This window comes from Photobacterium obscurum, from assembly GCF_026191635.1.
Taxonomy (GTDB): domain Bacteria; phylum Pseudomonadota; class Gammaproteobacteria; order Enterobacterales; family Vibrionaceae; genus Photobacterium; species Photobacterium obscurum.
This window is the reverse complement of sequence record NZ_JAKRRW010000001.1, coordinates 253,944-269,516: the sequence shown is the minus strand read 5'-3', so window position 1 is coordinate 269,516 and position 15,573 is coordinate 253,944. Positions and strand designations below refer to the sequence as shown.

The window sequence follows — 15,573 nt, the reverse complement described above, 5'->3', positions numbered from 1 at the left end:
TCACTAGAGCGGCTTTTGTGTATTGAAGTTGTTTGGGTATATACTCCGCGTCTCGATTTTTTGTTTCGTTTGTTTGTCTTGTTCAATGGTGTCTGGTTATGTTCACTCTGGTTTATCAACATCCCGATTTTCTGGTTATCAATAAACATCCGGGAGTGAGTGTTCATAAAGATGATAATGAGCAGCCGTTATTGACGGCGGTTGCCGAACAGACCGGGGATGAGAAGCTCTATCTCATTCACCGCCTTGATAAAATGACATCGGGCTTATTGTTACTCGGTCGTAACCGACAGGCTGCTTCAGAGCTATCAGGTAATTTTGCCCAGCGCGAGGTGGAGAAGTTCTATCTGGCCATTGGTACAAAAAAACCAAAGAAAAAGCAGGGCGTGGTGATCGGCGACATGACGCGTTCGCGTCGAAGTAGCTGGAAACTGGAAGGCAGCAAAGAAAATCCAGCCGTGACTCAGTTCTTTTCTACCGCTGGTGGTAATGGTCGTCGTCTGTTTCTCTGTAAGCCCCATACTGGAAAAACCCATCAAATTCGTGTTGCCTTGCGCAGCGTCGGATCGGGGATCACTGGTGATGAAATTTACGGTTGCGAGGCCGCTGACCGAGGTTATCTGCATGCTTTCTCGCTACGCTTCCCATATCAGGGTGTGTTGCAGCAGTTTATTTGTACTCCTGAGCAGGGGGAGTTATGGCAAACACCAGAAGTACAGCACGCTTTGGGAGAATGGCAATCTCCATGGGATCTGGCATGGCCCAAGCTACCGAATAAGAAGTAGCCCCAAAATCATCAATGGCGTTCGGGCTCCAAGAGATAATTTTTTTGAAAAGCATAAATGGTTATCCAGTAACCATATTTGTTAAAAAAGAGTGATTAAAATGAGCGTTAAGAGCCATTTTTTACACTAACTGCGTAAAAAGCTGAATTTTATTGTTCTGAGTGGTGCTTAATTGAGCAATTGCAATTATATTGTTGATAAAGATCACATATAATACCCGTCTAGGAAATGCCTAGACTGAGGATTACAATGCGTCTTACCCGATCTATGTCGCTTCGCATGCGACTGAAGAAGAAAAAGAACAAATCTCGATTTTGGGGACTGGCGTCATTTCGTCGTAATCGTCAAAAAATCAAATCCCGCGTTAAACGTCAAAGACAAGTCCGTATCACCGCAGAATATGTCGTCCTCGCCAGTCATCGCCTTCCTGATGAAAATATAAAATTAGTCGCCTGATCTCTCAACTTATACCGTTTTGGCTATTTTCCTCGAATTCTGACACTTCGTGGCGGGAGACAATACCAAACTGAATAATGGTCTGGTCTATCAGCGAGATCATTATTCAGTTTGGTATTATTGTGTGGAATGGTATGAGGCATTGGTATTAGAATAGCGCCCTTATTTCAATTAACGCTGTAGAGTTATGGAAACGAGTGCGCTACCAACCTTAGAACAACACCTGCTGAATGAGCTAATGTCACCACCGACAGAAGTTCGACGCTTATTTCATGGCCGTGGCCGTTGCTGGCAGGGCTTGGAACAGCTTACTGTTGACTGGCTTGGTGGCCAGGTCTTGGTTTCTTTGTTTAAAGAGCCCTCCGAGTCATTTTTGACAGCGTTGAACCAATTGCTTATCGCTTTAACCGAAAGTGAAACGTGGCAAAACAGTGGTGCAAAATCGCTGCTACTGCAACATCGTGACCGCCAAGGTTCCCCGATGGAAATTCTGTGGGGGGAGAGCCGTGACTACCAGGACGTGGTGGAAAACGGCCTGACTTTCAAGCTAGATCTAGGTCGTAAGCAAAATAACGGCTTGTTTCTTGATATGCGCTACGGACGTGACTGGGTAATGCGTAATGCTTCCGGTAAGCGTGTATTGAATTTGTTCGCCTATACCTGCGGCTTTTCGGTAGCTGCTATTGAGGGTGGGGCAGAACATGTAGTTAACCTGGATATGGCGAAGGCTGCACTTAGCCGTGGGCGAGACAACCACCATCTGAACAAGCATGATTTGAAGAAGGTAAGCTTCCTTGGTCATGAGTTGTTCAAATCATGGGGTAAGGTCCGTAAGTTGGGCCCTTACGATATGATCATCATCGATCCGCCATCATTCCAAAAGGGTAGCTTTGCCCTGACCAAAGACTATCAGAAAATACTGCGTCGTCTGCCTGAGTTGCTGACTGAAAGCGGTCAGGTAGTGGCATGCGTAAACGATCCTTCTGTATCATCCCAGTTCCTGATTGATGGTATGGCGGCTGAGGCGCCGGAGTTAACCTTTACGGAACGCTTAGATAATCCGCCGGAGTTTAAAGATATTGAGCCTGAAGGTGGCCTAAAAGTTCTCGTATTTGATAGAAGCTAAAGCCAGTAGATAAAAAAATACCGCCTGACATTGGGCGGTATTTTTATTGCTCATCTATAAATTCAGTTCGCTAATTCTGCACAGTACTCCGCATACACGGGTTGTTCCGCTATGGTACGACCGCGCATATCCATGACGACTATCTTGTAGTTCAAGCCTTCGCTAACCAATGGGCTGAGCTCTTCATTGTTGCAATAGTTAACGGCTGCATTTTTGACCGCTTGCGATGGTGGGGTCTTGCCGCCACCACCATATAAGATAGTGATTTCGACAGTTTTTTCCCGCGCCATGGCTTTCATGATTTTATATTCGTCAATTTTGTCATATGGTGCTTTGCTGTTGATGGCTGTCGCTCGGCTTTTGGCCATGGCGATAGCAGCGTCTTCCTTATCGGTAGAGGCACAGCCTGCTAGCACAAGTAATGCAATGCATGCGAACGTTTTTTTTAACATAAGATAAGTAATCTCGGCTTGTAATATCTGTTCGCCAGTTATGGCAGAACTTTCTTGAACGGCTTAACGATGACATTGTCGTAAACGCCTGCTTCAATATACGGGTCTGCATCAGCCCATGCTTTGGCATCAGCCAGTGAATTGAATTCGGCAATAACTGTTGAGCCCGTAAAGCCAGCTTCACCCGGATTATCGCTATCGATAGCTGGCATAGGGCCGGCCACTAGCAGGCGACCTTGCTCTTGTAGATCTTTCAGTCGGGCTAGATGCTTTTCGCGAACACTCAGGCGGCGCTCTAAGCTGTTTTCAACATCCTGAGAAAAAATGACATACCACATTCGCTGAATTCTCCCTGTGAAATAATGAGACCAAGCCGTTTCTATAACATAAAAGAAAGACTTGTAGTTGGTATTGGTCGTTATCTTAAAGCAAAAAAAAAGCCCCAACCAGAGGCTAGGGCTATTTGTGAGGACAGCTTTACGCTTTTCGTATCGGACGAGGACGTCCTTCGCTGTTGATCGCCACATAATTGAAGGTAGCTTCACAAACGCGGTAACGTTCGCCTACGCTTTCAATCGCGACAGGTTTTACCCATACTTCCAGAGCAATACTCATCGAGGTATTACCGATACGGCTGCATTCTCCGTAGCAGCATACAACGTCGCCAACGCTGACTGGGGCCTTGAAGGCAATGCTGTCAACGGAAACGGTAACAACGCGTCCGCCTGAAATTTCTTTCGCCAAAATGGCACCAGCTAAATCCAGCTGAGACATGATCCAGCCACCAAAGATGTCGCCGTTGGCATTGGTGTCTGCAGGCATAGCCAAGGTGCGGAGCAGCAGCTGTCCGCGTGGGATATTATTTTCTGTAGTCATGTTTCGACTCTTCTACAACTATTCTGAATCGGTTTCTTTGGGCATATGGTGATAAATATATCCGCCGGTGGCAAGGGTAAAAATCAAAGTTAAGGCTAATAAGCCAAAGACTTTAAAATTGACCCATACATCTAGGGATAAGCTGAAGGCGATATAGACATTGGAGATGGCACAGATAACGAAAAACAGCACCCAGGCGCTATTGATCCGTTTCCATACCGCTTCAGGTAAGTTGATTTCGTTGCCGAGCATGCCTTTGATGAGTGGTTTGCCCAAGTATTGGCTTACGAGCAGGCCTCCGGCAAACAGGGTATAGATAATGGTTACCTTCCATTTTATGAAGTTGTCGTCATGGAGAAACAGTGTCAGTCCGCCGAATACTGCAACCATGGCGAATGTGACGAGCTGCATTTTCTCGATTTTCTTGTATAACAACCAGGTAAGCACCACCTGCACCGCGGTGGCAGCAATCAAGGCGCCTGTTGCAACATAAATATCATGCATTTTATACAAGGTAAAAAAGATGATAAGCGGGATGAAATCGATCAATTGTTTCATTAAAGGGCTGCCTTGTTGTTAATCGGCCTAACAGGAAGAAAATGGTTGTTGCTATTAGTATACCTAATCTCCGTAGGGATAATACCAATCAACATAATACTAAACAGAATAATAACCTGGCCTATCAGCGAGAATAAAAAAGGCCGCAAGCATCTAGCTTGCGGCCCTTAGTTAATCGTTGATTTGATTAAGCGTTTTGAGCTTTATCTTCAACGACTTGGTCTGCTTTTTTGCTTACCATGTCGTCGATAATTACGGCACATGCAGCGTCACCTGTAATGTTTAGCGCAGTACGGATCATATCGAAAATACGGTCAAGGGCGAATAGTAGTGGTAGGCCTTCAATCGGAATACCGGCTGCTAGCAATACGGCAACAACCAGGAATGATGGTCCAGGAACACCTGCCTGGCCAACCGCACCTAAGGTAGAGGTAACGATAATCGCGACATAGGCGCTCATGCTGAGATCAACGTTGAACATCTGGGCGAAGAAGATAGCAACCAGACCGTAGTAGATTGCGTTACCACTCATGTTGATGGTCGCGCCCAGAGGCAATACAAATGAAGCGGTTGAGTTTTTTACACCCAGTTCTTCTTCACATGCTTCCATCGTTACAGGAAGTGTTGCCATTGAAGAGGCCGTTGACAGTGCAACTGCCTGCGGTTTTTTCATCACGGAAAGGAATTTACGTGGTGATGTCTTGCTGAATGCTTTGATCATCAGCGGATAGAAGACAAAACCGTAAATCAGAATTGCTGCGACGTAGACGACGAATAGCTTAAATACTACCATCAGGGCGCTAAAGCCAAACGTACCTACGGCATCTGCCATCAGGCCGAAGACACCCAACGGGGCGATCTTCATCACGACGTTGATCATCCATACCATGGCATCAACAATGGAGTTAACACCATTGATCAGCGGATCACGGCGCTCTTGTTCCAATTTAGATAAAGCGATACCAAAGAAAAGGCAGAACACAAGAATTTGTAGAATATTCGCTTCGTTCAGAGATTGGAATACGTTGGTTGGGATCATCCCAAGAACGGTAGCCCAAAACGATGGCAGATCACCTTTGTCGGAATAAACGTTGGAGAACATACCTTCAACACCCGTCAGGTCAATACCTAGTCCGGGTTCAAAAACTTCACCCATAAATAGAGCGAGTGTCACGGCAACGGCAGAGGTTAAGCCAAAGAAGCCTAGCGTGGCAAAACCGACCTTGCCTGCCGAATGGCTGCTTCCTAACCCGGCCGCCCCAGAAATGATTGCAACCGCAACTAATGGGATGACGAGCATCTTGATCAAGTGGATAAAGATACTACCCAGTGGTGCAAACATGCTGGCAGAGTGCCCCATCATTGCACCAACAAGTGTACCCACACACATGGCAATGACGACCTGAACGCCGATATTGCCCAATATTCCTTTTTCTTTTAACACCTTAGATACCTCTGTTGTGTTTGTTAATGCTGTTTAGGGTTAAGTGTTGTTATTGTTGAAAATGTTAACCCAATATTTTGCGGGTGTGTTTTTACACGTAATTTTAATAATTATCAATCATTTGTTTTGATATTTTGCTCTATTGTTATTTCTCATGGAAATGCAAGGTAACAGAAAAGCTACCATTTATAACTTCGCTACTTTAAGGCGGGTAAATAGTAATATCTTTGATCTAATACGGGTTTAGTTGTGGTTGTTGGTTGGTTTTTGAACGATGGTGGCTTTGTGGTAGAAAAAAGCCGCAGCGAGTGCGGCTTTGAAGGTTATGAAAATGTGGCTAGCCTTATTAGCTCAAGCGAGTGGCTGCCTTCATGCGACTAATGAACTGACTCATTTGATTTAACATTTCGTCATTGTCATCGAGATTATTCTCGATAACTTTTACAACTGCCGAGCCTGAGATTGCACCGGCAGCACCGGCTTCGATTGCTTCTTTGACCTGCGCAGGCTCAGAAATACCAAAACCAAGCAATGCTGGTGGCGCGTTGTGAACCTTCAGGCTTTCCAGCAAATAGTTGACTGGCATTCCCGCTTTGGTTTCCGCTCCCGTAACACCGGCGCGGGAAAGCAGGTAAGTATAACCACCACTGTACTCAGAGACTGTTTTCAGTGTTGCTTCATCGGCATTTGGCGGCGCAATAAAGATAGGATGAATGCCATATTTATCAGCGGCAACCCGAAATTCCTCCGACTCTTTGACCGGTACATCGGCAATCAGTACAGAATCGACACCAGCATCAGCACATTTCTGATAGAAGTTGTCGATGCCCGCACCAAATACCAGGTTGGCGTACATGAGTAGGCCAATTGGCATTTCAGGGTATTTGGCACGGATCTTAGCAAGCAGCTCAAAGCAGATTGCCGGTGTGGTACCGGATTCTAGTGCACGAATCGTCGCGCCCTGAATGGTCGGCCCATCAGCCAGAGGATCTGAAAACGGAATACCCAGCTCCAGGGCATCGGCACCTGACTCGACCAAGGTGTCGATAATTTTCAGCGACTGCTCAGGGTTCGGATCACCGATAGTGACAAAAGGAACAAATGCGCCCTCGTTTTTTTCCGCCAGGCGGTCAAATTGTGCTTGATAACGATCCATTACAGCGCTCCCTTTGCTTCTAGAATATCGTGTACGGTGAAAATGTCTTTGTCGCCGCGACCAGATAGGTTGACCACGAGTAGTTGTTCTTTTTCTGGCTCGGCTTCAATCATTTTAAGTGCGTAAGCTAATGCGTGAGCCGACTCCAGTGCCGGAATGATTCCTTCGTTGCGAGCCAGTGACTGGAAAGCCTCTAATGCTTCGTCATCGGTCACAGAACCGTATTCGGCTCGGCCAATTGCATTAAGATGAGCGTGCTGAGGGCCAACGGATGGGAAGTCCAGGCCGGCAGAGACGGAGTATGACTCTTCGACCTGTCCGTGTTCATCTTGCATCAGCGGTGCTTTCATACCGAAGAAGATTCCCAGTTTGCCGTGTTTCAGTGGCGCACCGTGCATATTGGTATCTAGGCCTTTACCTGCCGGCTCGACACCAATTAGGCCAACGCTTTCATCGTCGATGAAATCGGCAAACATACCGATGGCATTTGAACCACCGCCGACGCAGGCAATTACTGCGTCAGGCAGGCGGCCTTCTTTTTCGAGGATCTGGGCCTTGGTTTCTTCACCGATAATATGCTGGAATTCACGCACGATTGTCGGGAACGGATGAGGGCCGGCTGCTGTACCAAGTAGGTAGTGGGCTGTGTCGTAGGTGGCAGACCAGTCACGCATTGCTTCGTTACAGGCATCTTTCAGAGTGGCAGAACCAGAATGTACAGGGATCACTTCGGCTCCCATCAGCTTCATACGGAATACATTCGGGCTTTGACGTTCAACATCCTTGGCACCCATGTAGACTCGGCATTTCAGTCCCAGTAGGGCACAAGCCAGAGCTGTTGCAACACCGTGTTGTCCGGCACCAGTTTCGGCGATGATTTCTGTTTTGCCCATCCGCTTGGCAAGCAGCGCCTGGCCAAGCACCTGATTGGTTTTGTGTGCACCGCCGTGCAGTAAGTCTTCACGCTTTAGGTACAGTTTGGTATTGGTTCCCTTGGTCAGGTTCTGGCAAAGAGTCAGCGCCGTTGGACGACCGGCATATTCTTTTAGCAGGTTGATGAACTCTTCCTGAAAACTTGGGTCTTGCTGGGCTTCGACAAATGCAGCTTCCAGTTGATCGAGTGCTGGTACCAGGATCTGCGGGACGTATTGGCCGCCAAAATCGCCAAAATAGGCCTCTAGTTTGCTCATAGTTTTTTTATCCTTAATACTTCCTGATTGCCGCAAATGCCGCATTCAATTTCTTTCTGTCTTTTTTACCTGGCTCTTTTTCAACGCCAGAGTTTAAATCCAATCCCTTGCAACCGATCTTGGCTGCGTCGCTGGCATTTTCCGGGTTTAAACCACCTGCTAGCATGATGTTCTGTTTGTCGGTATCACGGATCAGGCTCCAGTCGAAGGTCTTGCCTGTTCCGCCTGATTGCTGACCCACCATGCTGTCTAATAGGTGCTTATCTACCTTCCATTGTGAAAACTCAGGCATTGCATTGGTGACACCGTGCGCTTTCCAGATCTCACAGTCTGCCGGTAGGTGTGCTTTCAGTCCCTGTACGTATTCTGGCGATTCATCACCGTGCAACTGAACCGCGGATAATGATAATGCTTTTGCGGCTTTGGCAACGGCTTCTGGGTCTGCGTTGCGGAACACGCCGACATATTTGAGCGGGGCGCCGCTCATAACCATTCGAGCCTGCTCGATATCGACTTTGCGAGGTGAGCTGGAGACAAAAATCAGGCCGCCATAGACGGCACCGCTTTGGTAGGCTGCACTGGCATCGTCGGCGTGGGTTAAACCACAAACCTTGTTTTCTCCCAGTAGAACACGGCGAACGGCAAGTTCCAGGTTGTCCTCTGCCATCAGCGAGCTGCCGATAAGGAAACCATTGGCATAGGCGGAAAGTTCACGAACCTGTTGGTTGTTATAGATCCCCGATTCCGAAATCACGATGGTGCCTTCCGGCAGGCGAGGTGCCAGCTCTTTGGTTCGGTTGAGATCGATACTCAAGTCACGCAGGTTGCGGTTGTTGATCCCAACGACTTTGGCCTGCAGTGCGATGGCACGCTCTAGTTCCTGCTCGTTGCTGACTTCAGTCAAAATGCCCAAGCCGAGTTCTTCGGCAACGCCTGCCAGTTTTCGGTATTCGTCATCATTAAGCACTGACAGCATCAGCAGGATGGCATCAGCCTGGTAATGACGCGCCAGATATACCTGATAGGTGTCGACCATGAAGTCTTTGCACAGTACCGGTTGGCTGACCTGGCGACGGACCAACGGCAGAAAATCAAAACTGCCCTGGAAATACTTTTCATCCGTCAGTACGGAGATCGCGCTGGCATGCCCGTTATAGACCTGGGCAATATAGTCAAGATCGAAGTCATCGCGGATCAGGCCCTTTGACGGCGAGGCTTTCTTGCACTCAAGGATAAAGGCAGCCTGCTCACCAGAGAGAGCACCATAGAAACTGCGATCACTCGGAGTGAGTTTGTTGATGAAGCTATCGAGTGGTTGCTGCTGCTTGCGAGCTTCCACCCAGATACGTTTGTCGGCCACAATTTTTGCAAGTACAGTTTCCATGATTAACCTCGTGATGCCAGTTTATCAACCAGTTCAAATGCTTTGCCCGACTGCATAACGTCAATGGCTTTCTGCGTATTCGCTTTCAAGTCTTCGTTGCCGAACAAGCGCAACAGCAATGCCACGTTAACGGCAACAGCGCCTTGCTGGGCATCTGTGCCTTTGCCGGTCAGAATGTTAGTAATAATGGCGCGGTTTTCTTCTGGCTCGCCACCTTTTATCGCCTCAAGCGGGTAGGCTTCCAGGCCAAAATCAGCCGGAGTCAGGGTGTACTCATTGATCTCGCCATTGATGATTTCGGCGACGGTGGTTTCACCGTGAATCGCTACCTCGTCCAGTCCGCTGCCGTGAACAACGGCTGCACGTTTCATTCCCATGGTTGCCATTGTTTCAGCGATCGGACGAACCAGTGACTTATCATAGACACCCATTAGTTCAATGTTTGGTCGGGCTGGATTAATCAGCGGGCCAAGGACATTGAAAATCGTTCGGGTTTTCAGGGTTTGGCGTACTGGCATTGCATGGCGAACACCGCCGTGGTATTCCGGCGCGAACAGGAAGCAGACGCCCAGCTCATCAAGTGCCCCACGGGCATTTTCCGGGGTCATTGCCAGATTGATACCGAACTTGTCGAGCAAATCGGATGAACCTGACTTGCTTGATACCCCGCGGTTACCGTGTTTGGCCACCTTGACGCCACAGGCTGCGGCAACGAAGGCGGCAGTGGTTGAGATATTGATGGTGTTGGCCCCGTCGCCGCCAGTACCGACGATATCGGCAAAATCATAGTCAGGGATCGGAAACGGATTGGCATTGGCCAGTAGGGCGCTGGCAGCACCGGCAATCTCAGCCGGAGTTTCTCCTTTGATCTTCAGTGCGGTCAGAATTGCTGACAGCAGGATAGGCTCAACTTCACCCTTGATAATGGCATCAAACAGGGTCTGGCTTTCTTGTTGGGTCAGTGCCTGCTGGTCATAGAGTTTGTTGGCAATGGTATAAATGATAGCGTCCATAGTTTTTTTCTCCCTAAATCTTCACTCGTTCGTTCTGGCGGCTTGGTGTCGACATCACCCAGTTCAAGGTATTGGTGAGTAGCTGAGCCCCTTGTGTTGTTAGAATAGACTCAGGGTGGAACTGGTAGCCACAAACGCGATCATCGTCATTGGTGACAGCCATGACCAGGCCGTCAACGTCAGCGACTGTCGTCAAGCTGTCCGGTACCTGCGTTGCAACCAGTGAATGGTAGCGGGCAATCGACAGCGGGCTCGGCAGCTCGCCAAAAACGGTATGGCCGTTGTGGCTCATCATGGCAGATTTGCCATGGACAATATCACCGGCACCTTCGACCTTGCCGCCGTAGGCTTCGATGATGGCTTGGTGGCCAAGGCAGATCCCGATCATTGGTACCTTACCGCGGACCTGTTTGATGAGTTCCGGCATACAGCCGGCATCGGCGGGGGCGCCGGGGCCCGGAGACAGCACCAGCACCGGGTTATCTTTTTCTGCCAGCGCCTGCTCCATTTGTTCGGCGGTCAGGCTGTTACGGTAGATAGTGACTGGGTAGCCCAGTGAGCGAAACTGATCCACCAGGTTATAGGTAAAAGAGTCAAAGTTATCCAGCAATACGATATGCGCTTTTGTCATCACCTTGCTCCTTATACTGTCTGGGTTGGGGCACGGTGTGCCTTGCGGATCGCGGTGATCACTGCCTGTGCCTTGCCGCGGGTTTCGTCGGCTTCGGCCTGCGGCACCGAGTCGTATACGACGCCGGCACCTGCCTGAACACTGGCCATACCGTCTTCGACATAGGCTGAACGGATCACGATACAGGTATCCATATCGCCATGGCCGGTCAGGTAGCCAACGGCGCCGCCGTAACTGCCGCGACGACGCTGCTCGACATCACGGATCAATTGCATCGCACGGATTTTTGGGGCGCCGGTTAGCGTGCCCATGTTCATGCAGGCCTGATAGGCGTGCAGGGCATCCAGATCGCCGCGTAGTTGGCCAACGACACGGGATACCAGGTGCATGACATGGCTATAACGGTCCACTTTCAGTAGATCGGCGACATATCGGCTGCCTGGCTCACTGATCCGGGCGACGTCGTTGCGGGCCAGATCAACTAGCATCATATGCTCGGCGTTTTCTTTCATATCGCTGCGCAGTTCGAGCTCGATGCGGCCATCTAAATCCAGATTGATCGAACCGTCTGGATTCTTGCCGCGATGGCGGGTGCCTGCTATTGGGTAGATTTCCACCTGGTTGCTTTCAGTGCAGTATTTCAATGCACTTTCTGGTGAGGCGCCAAACAGGGTGAAATCGGCATCTTGCAGGTAGAACATGTACGGGCTCGGGTTACCGATTTTCAGCTCTTTGTAGGCGACCAGCGGAGATGGACACGGCAGGGTAAATTGGCGTGATGGCACGACCTGAAATACATCGCCGTTGATAACATGCTGTTTGAGATCGACAACCGTCTGGCAGAAATCATCGTCACTGACACTAGCCTCAGGCTCGCACTGGTCAAGGTATTCGGCGGCCGGCAGTGGTTTGGGCTCCAGACAGGCTTCCTTGATATGCTGCAGGCGACGGCTTAGTTCAAAATAGCTCGAGGTGTATTCATCGCCACCGAAAAGACTGGCCTGTAGCTTGCCTCTGCGACGCTGGTGGTCGATGACCAGCAGGGTTTCGGCAATATAGAACAGGTAGTCGGGACACTTGTTATCTTCGGCAACTTCAGGCAATGGCTCGAAGCCAGCCACGACATCGTAGGCAAACAGGCCGCCAAGGAACAATGCTTCACGAGGGTGGCCTGAGGTATCAAATGCATGCTGGATCAAGCGCAGCGCATCAAACGATGAAGTCTGGCGCAGGCGACTATCTTCATCCATTGCGCGCTCGGCACTTGGGAAGCTCAGAGTTAGACAGTGGCTTTCGCGTTGAGTCTCAATATCGGCAGGCATAGCCTGCTCGATGGTTTGTAATACGTTGAGTCCGTTATCGGTTAATGCTTCCAGTCGAACCTGTTTGCCACGGCATACAATACGTACCGCAGCATCGATGAGCATCAGGCTTTTTAAGTCCTGTTTGGAGTCGATCTCGGCCGACTCCAGTAATAGGTTATGTGGGCGGTTGCCACAGACGGAATAGTACAACTCCGTCGGATCCGCTACATAAGGTACGTCAAGGCTGAGTAATTCCAGCTCGCCAATACCTAGTGGGGTCGTATTCACAGCGTTCTCCCTGCCGCTTCTACAAACGGTTTAAGCTCTTGCATTAACTGTTCAAACATTGGACCTGTCAGAGCCTGATGTCCATCGGACAAGGCTTCACACGGATTGAGGTGTGACTCGACGATGATGCCATCAGCCCCCACTGCCGCAGCTGCACGCGAAAGTGGGATAACCAGTTCGCGAACACCCGTGCCGTGGCTTGGGTCAACAACAACCGGAAGGTGGGTACGTTGTTTCAGGTAAGCGACAGCATTCAGATCCAAGGTATTCCTTGTTGCTGTTTCATAGGTGCGGATACCACGTTCACACAGGATAATGTTAGGATTTCCAGCATCGTAGATGTACTCCGCCGCTAATAGCAGCTCTTCGATAGTGGCGGAAAGTCCGCGTTTGAGCAAGACCGGTTTTTTGCTTTCGCCCACAGCTTTTAATAAAGCGTAGTTCTGCATATTACGGGCGCCAATCTGAAGGCAATCAACATATTCACACATTGAATCAACTTGGCTGACCTCCATCACTTCAGAGACTGTCGGCAGGCCCAGCTGCTGATTGGCCTGATGAAGCAGCTTCAGCCCCTCGATACCCATGCCCTGAAAATCATAGGGACTGGTTCGTGGCTTGTAGGCACCGCCGCGAAGTGCAACGGCACCGTGTTGTTTAACGACCTCGGCAACGGCCATCAGTTGCTCTTCTGATTCAACCGAGCAAGGGCCGGCAATCACTGCAAATTTGTCGCCGCCGATGGCGGCATTGCCAAACCGTACCACAGTGTCATGAGCCTGGACTTCGCGGCTGACCATTTTGTATTTGGTCAGGATTGGCTTTACGTTTTCCACACATGGATAAGCGTCAAGGTGTAGTTGCTGCAGTACTCGCTCATCACCTAATGCGCCCAGTACGATGCGCTCGACTCCTGGCATGTAGAGCGGTTTTAAACCGGCACCTTCGATACGGCCCAAGATTTCTTTGGCTTGTTCTTCTGTCGCATTTGGCTTTAGTACAATAATCATTTAGCTATTCCTTTATCATCAATGCGTTATGTGGCTGTTATAAGAAACGCATCGTGCTGACTTTTTTGTGTTGAAAAACTTTAGCTATAAAAAAGCCCGCACTTGGCGGGCTTGTGTTTGTTCGGCCTTGAGGCACAGCAAATCACACCACCCGTAGAAGGGAGTACCACCACCAAGAAAAGAAAGCGCAGAGCTGATGATGAATTTGCTGTAACATGTAAATATCCTGTAATTCTATTACTGGGTAACTGCGTACTAGTAAACTAGTTCATGAAAATAAAGTCAAGAAATAAAATATATGTTGTTTGATTTACATAGCCATACCACCGCATCGGATGGTCGTCTAACTCCGGAAGCGTTGGTTAAGAGAGCCGTTGAGCGACGCGTTGACGTGCTTGCGATCACAGATCACGATACCGTGGCAGGACTAGTACCGGCGCAGCAGGCCATTGATGCAGAAAGTTTGCCGATAACTCTCATCAAAGGTATTGAAATATCGACACTTTGGCGAAATTTTGATATTCACATTGTTGGTTTGAATATTGACCCGCAGCATCCGGCAATCACAACCTTGATTGCTGAACAGGCAGCACGACGTGACGCGCGGGCTGCATTGATTGCTGAGCGGCTGGAGAAAAATCGCATGCCGGGGGCCCTTGAGGGAGCGAAGGCACTTGCCGGTGAGGCAACCCTGACCCGGGCCCATTTTGCGCAGTGGATTGTCAATGAAGGCTACGCCAAGAATATGCAGTCGGTGTTCAAGAAGTTTCTAACCCGCAATAATCCGGGATATGTACCGCCGAGCTGGTGCTCAATCGCCGAGGCCGTGGCAGCAATTCATGCTGCAGGTGGCCAGGCAGTATTGGCACACCCCGGACGCTACAACATGACAGCGAAATGGCAAAAGCGCCTGCTGACGTCGTTTGTTGAAGCACAAGGTGATGCAATGGAAGTTGCTCAGCCGCAGCAAGCCCAGCAGGAGCGGCGCACGCTCGCTGACTATTCAATCGAATATAAATTACTCGCTTCACAAGGTTCAGATTTCCATTATGCCTCTCCGTGGACCGAACTTGGACGCAATCTCTGGTTGCCGAAAGGTGTGACTGAGGTCTGGCAAGACTGGAAAGTTGAAAAGAAGCGGGTAGATGAAGAGGTTCCGCACAGCTCGGAACCATCAAAGGAGGAAGAATGAGCCAGTATTTTTATGTTCACCCTGAAACACCACAAAACCGTTTAATTAACCAAGCCGTTGCTATTGTTCGTAATGGTGGGGTGATCGTTTACCCGACAGACTCTGGTTACGCGCTGGGATGTCAGTTAGAAAACAAACAGGCGCTGGAGCGTATCTGTCAGATCCGTCGCCTTAACGACAAGCACAACTTTACTTTGTTGTGTCGTGACCTGTCGGAATTATCACTTTACGCCCGTGTCGATAATGTGGCTTACCGCCTATTACGCAATAATACGCCGGGTGCTTATACCTTTATTTTTAAAGGTACCAAGGAAGTGCCACGTCGTCTGATGAATCCGAAGCGTAAGACGATTGGTATTCGTGTTCCTGACAATGCTATTGCGCTGGCCTTGCTGGAGGCACTGGGTGAGCCATTGATGTCGACCTCGCTGATCCTGCCGGACAGTGATGTGGCAGAATCGGATCCGGATGAAATCCGTGACAAACTGGAGCACGCGGTGGATCTCATCATGCATGGTGGTTACCTCGGTGAACAGCCAACGACTGTCGTTGACTTTAGCAATGATAGTACTGAAATCGTGCGTGTTGGTGCCGGTGATCCATCGCCGTTTGAATAGTATTAATCAAGTTGCTTATTTGATTGTGCTTTCGGCTGAAAATAGTTGCGTTAGCCACGCATCTTATCGGTCTTTTCGGTGGTATCTAGTT

At 49.3% G+C, this 15,573-nt stretch carries 16 protein-coding genes and 1 other annotated feature; of the genes, 4 read left to right on the top strand and 12 right to left on the bottom strand.

Going from position 1 to position 15,573, the window contains the following annotated elements; all coding sequences use genetic code 11:
- Positions 1–98: 98 nt before the first annotated feature.
- Positions 99–785 (top strand): TIGR01621 family pseudouridine synthase, encoded by a 687-nt coding sequence (locus MD588_RS01170; protein WP_265694930.1) that lies wholly within the window; start codon positions 99–101, stop codon positions 783–785.
- A gap of 643 nt (positions 786–1,428) precedes the next feature.
- Positions 1,429–2,367: a class I SAM-dependent methyltransferase gene (locus MD588_RS01165; RefSeq protein ID WP_265694929.1), complete on the top strand. Its 939-nt coding sequence runs from the start codon at positions 1,429–1,431 to the stop codon at positions 2,365–2,367.
- A gap of 62 nt (positions 2,368–2,429) precedes the next feature.
- Here MD588_RS01165 and gspS2 read toward each other — a convergent pair whose 3' ends face one another.
- The 12 genes from gspS2 to MD588_RS01105 all read right to left on the bottom strand — a co-directional run bounded on the left by gspS2 (position 2,430) and on the right by MD588_RS01105 (position 13,673).
- On the bottom strand, positions 2,430–2,819 hold the full coding sequence (gene gspS2, locus MD588_RS01160) for a type II secretion system pilot lipoprotein GspS-beta (protein WP_265694928.1): 390 nt from the start codon (positions 2,817–2,819) through the stop codon (positions 2,430–2,432).
- A 38-nt stretch (positions 2,820–2,857) separates the two neighbouring features.
- Positions 2,858–3,157, bottom strand: a complete 300-nt coding sequence (locus MD588_RS01155) for a YciI family protein (protein WP_265694927.1) — start codon at positions 3,155–3,157, stop codon at positions 2,858–2,860.
- Between the two features lie 139 nt (positions 3,158–3,296).
- On the bottom strand, positions 3,297–3,695 hold the full coding sequence (gene yciA, locus MD588_RS01150) for an acyl-CoA thioester hydrolase YciA (RefSeq protein ID WP_265694926.1): 399 nt from the start codon (positions 3,693–3,695) through the stop codon (positions 3,297–3,299).
- An 18-nt stretch (positions 3,696–3,713) separates the two neighbouring features.
- On the bottom strand, positions 3,714–4,253 hold the full coding sequence (locus MD588_RS01145; RefSeq protein ID WP_265694925.1) for a septation protein A: 540 nt from the start codon (positions 4,251–4,253) through the stop codon (positions 3,714–3,716).
- 187 nt (positions 4,254–4,440) lie between these two features.
- Positions 4,441–5,697, bottom strand: coding sequence for a dicarboxylate/amino acid:cation symporter (locus MD588_RS01140; RefSeq protein ID WP_265694924.1), 1,257 nt, complete (start codon positions 5,695–5,697; stop codon positions 4,441–4,443).
- Between the two features lie 346 nt (positions 5,698–6,043).
- The gene (trpA, locus tag MD588_RS01135; protein ID WP_265694923.1) at positions 6,044–6,853 is read right to left on the bottom strand and encodes a tryptophan synthase subunit alpha; all 810 of its coding nucleotides are present in this window, start codon (positions 6,851–6,853) and stop codon (positions 6,044–6,046) included.
- Positions 6,853–8,043: a tryptophan synthase subunit beta gene (trpB, locus tag MD588_RS01130; protein WP_265694922.1), complete on the bottom strand. Its 1,191-nt coding sequence runs from the start codon at positions 8,041–8,043 to the stop codon at positions 6,853–6,855. Before trpB ends, trpA begins: the two co-directional genes overlap by 1 nt.
- 13 nt (positions 8,044–8,056) lie before the next feature.
- Positions 8,057–9,427 carry a bifunctional indole-3-glycerol-phosphate synthase TrpC/phosphoribosylanthranilate isomerase TrpF gene (gene trpCF / locus MD588_RS01125; protein ID WP_265694921.1) on the bottom strand — a complete coding sequence of 457 codons (1,371 nt, stop codon included), beginning with the start codon at positions 9,425–9,427 and terminating at the stop codon, positions 8,057–8,059.
- 2 nt (positions 9,428–9,429) lie between these two features.
- Positions 9,430–10,440 carry an anthranilate phosphoribosyltransferase gene (gene trpD, locus MD588_RS01120; RefSeq protein WP_265694920.1) on the bottom strand — a complete coding sequence of 337 codons (1,011 nt, stop codon included), beginning with the start codon at positions 10,438–10,440 and terminating at the stop codon, positions 9,430–9,432.
- Positions 10,441–10,453: 13 nt separating this feature from the next.
- Positions 10,454–11,071: an aminodeoxychorismate/anthranilate synthase component II gene (locus MD588_RS01115; RefSeq protein ID WP_265694919.1), complete on the bottom strand. Its 618-nt coding sequence runs from the start codon at positions 11,069–11,071 to the stop codon at positions 10,454–10,456.
- Between the two features lie 11 nt (positions 11,072–11,082).
- Positions 11,083–12,663, bottom strand: a complete 1,581-nt coding sequence (locus MD588_RS01110) for an anthranilate synthase component 1 (protein WP_265694918.1) — start codon at positions 12,661–12,663, stop codon at positions 11,083–11,085.
- Positions 12,660–13,673: a bifunctional 3-deoxy-7-phosphoheptulonate synthase/chorismate mutase gene (locus MD588_RS01105; RefSeq protein ID WP_265694917.1), complete on the bottom strand. Its 1,014-nt coding sequence runs from the start codon at positions 13,671–13,673 to the stop codon at positions 12,660–12,662. Before MD588_RS01105 ends, MD588_RS01110 begins: the two co-directional genes overlap by 4 nt.
- An 86-nt stretch (positions 13,674–13,759) precedes the next feature.
- Positions 13,760–13,854, bottom strand: a sequence feature (Trp leader region).
- Positions 13,855–13,971: 117 nt separating this feature from the next.
- Here MD588_RS01105 and rnm point away from each other — a divergent pair.
- Entirely contained in the window at positions 13,972–14,865 is an 894-nt protein-coding gene (gene rnm / locus MD588_RS01100) for an RNase RNM (RefSeq protein ID WP_265694916.1), read from the top strand.
- Positions 14,862–15,482 (top strand): L-threonylcarbamoyladenylate synthase, encoded by a 621-nt coding sequence (locus tag MD588_RS01095; protein ID WP_265694915.1) that lies wholly within the window; start codon positions 14,862–14,864, stop codon positions 15,480–15,482. Before rnm ends, MD588_RS01095 begins: the two co-directional genes overlap by 4 nt.
- Positions 15,483–15,573: the final 91 nt, after the last annotated feature.

Coding starts and splice junctions, on each gene's coding strand:
- MD588_RS01170 (WP_265694930.1), top strand. CDS start 99: ATGTTCACTCTGGTTTATCAACATCCCGATTTTCTGGTTATCAATAAA.
- MD588_RS01165 (WP_265694929.1), top strand. CDS start 1,429: ATGGAAACGAGTGCGCTACCAACCTTAGAACAACACCTGCTGAATGAG.
- gspS2 (WP_265694928.1), bottom strand. CDS start 2,819: ATGTTAAAAAAAACGTTCGCATGCATTGCATTACTTGTGCTAGCAGGC.
- MD588_RS01155 (WP_265694927.1), bottom strand. CDS start 3,157: ATGTGGTATGTCATTTTTTCTCAGGATGTTGAAAACAGCTTAGAGCGC.
- yciA (WP_265694926.1), bottom strand. CDS start 3,695: ATGACTACAGAAAATAATATCCCACGCGGACAGCTGCTGCTCCGCACC.
- MD588_RS01145 (WP_265694925.1), bottom strand. CDS start 4,253: ATGAAACAATTGATCGATTTCATCCCGCTTATCATCTTTTTTACCTTG.
- trpA (WP_265694923.1), bottom strand. CDS start 6,853: ATGGATCGTTATCAAGCACAATTTGACCGCCTGGCGGAAAAAAACGAG.
- trpB (WP_265694922.1), bottom strand. CDS start 8,043: ATGAGCAAACTAGAGGCCTATTTTGGCGATTTTGGCGGCCAATACGTC.
- trpCF (WP_265694921.1), bottom strand. CDS start 9,427: ATGGAAACTGTACTTGCAAAAATTGTGGCCGACAAACGTATCTGGGTG.
- trpD (WP_265694920.1), bottom strand. CDS start 10,440: ATGGACGCTATCATTTATACCATTGCCAACAAACTCTATGACCAGCAG.
- MD588_RS01115 (WP_265694919.1), bottom strand. CDS start 11,071: ATGACAAAAGCGCATATCGTATTGCTGGATAACTTTGACTCTTTTACC.
- MD588_RS01105 (WP_265694917.1), bottom strand. CDS start 13,673: ATGATTATTGTACTAAAGCCAAATGCGACAGAAGAACAAGCCAAAGAA.
- rnm (WP_265694916.1), top strand. CDS start 13,972: ATGTTGTTTGATTTACATAGCCATACCACCGCATCGGATGGTCGTCTA.
- MD588_RS01095 (WP_265694915.1), top strand. CDS start 14,862: ATGAGCCAGTATTTTTATGTTCACCCTGAAACACCACAAAACCGTTTA.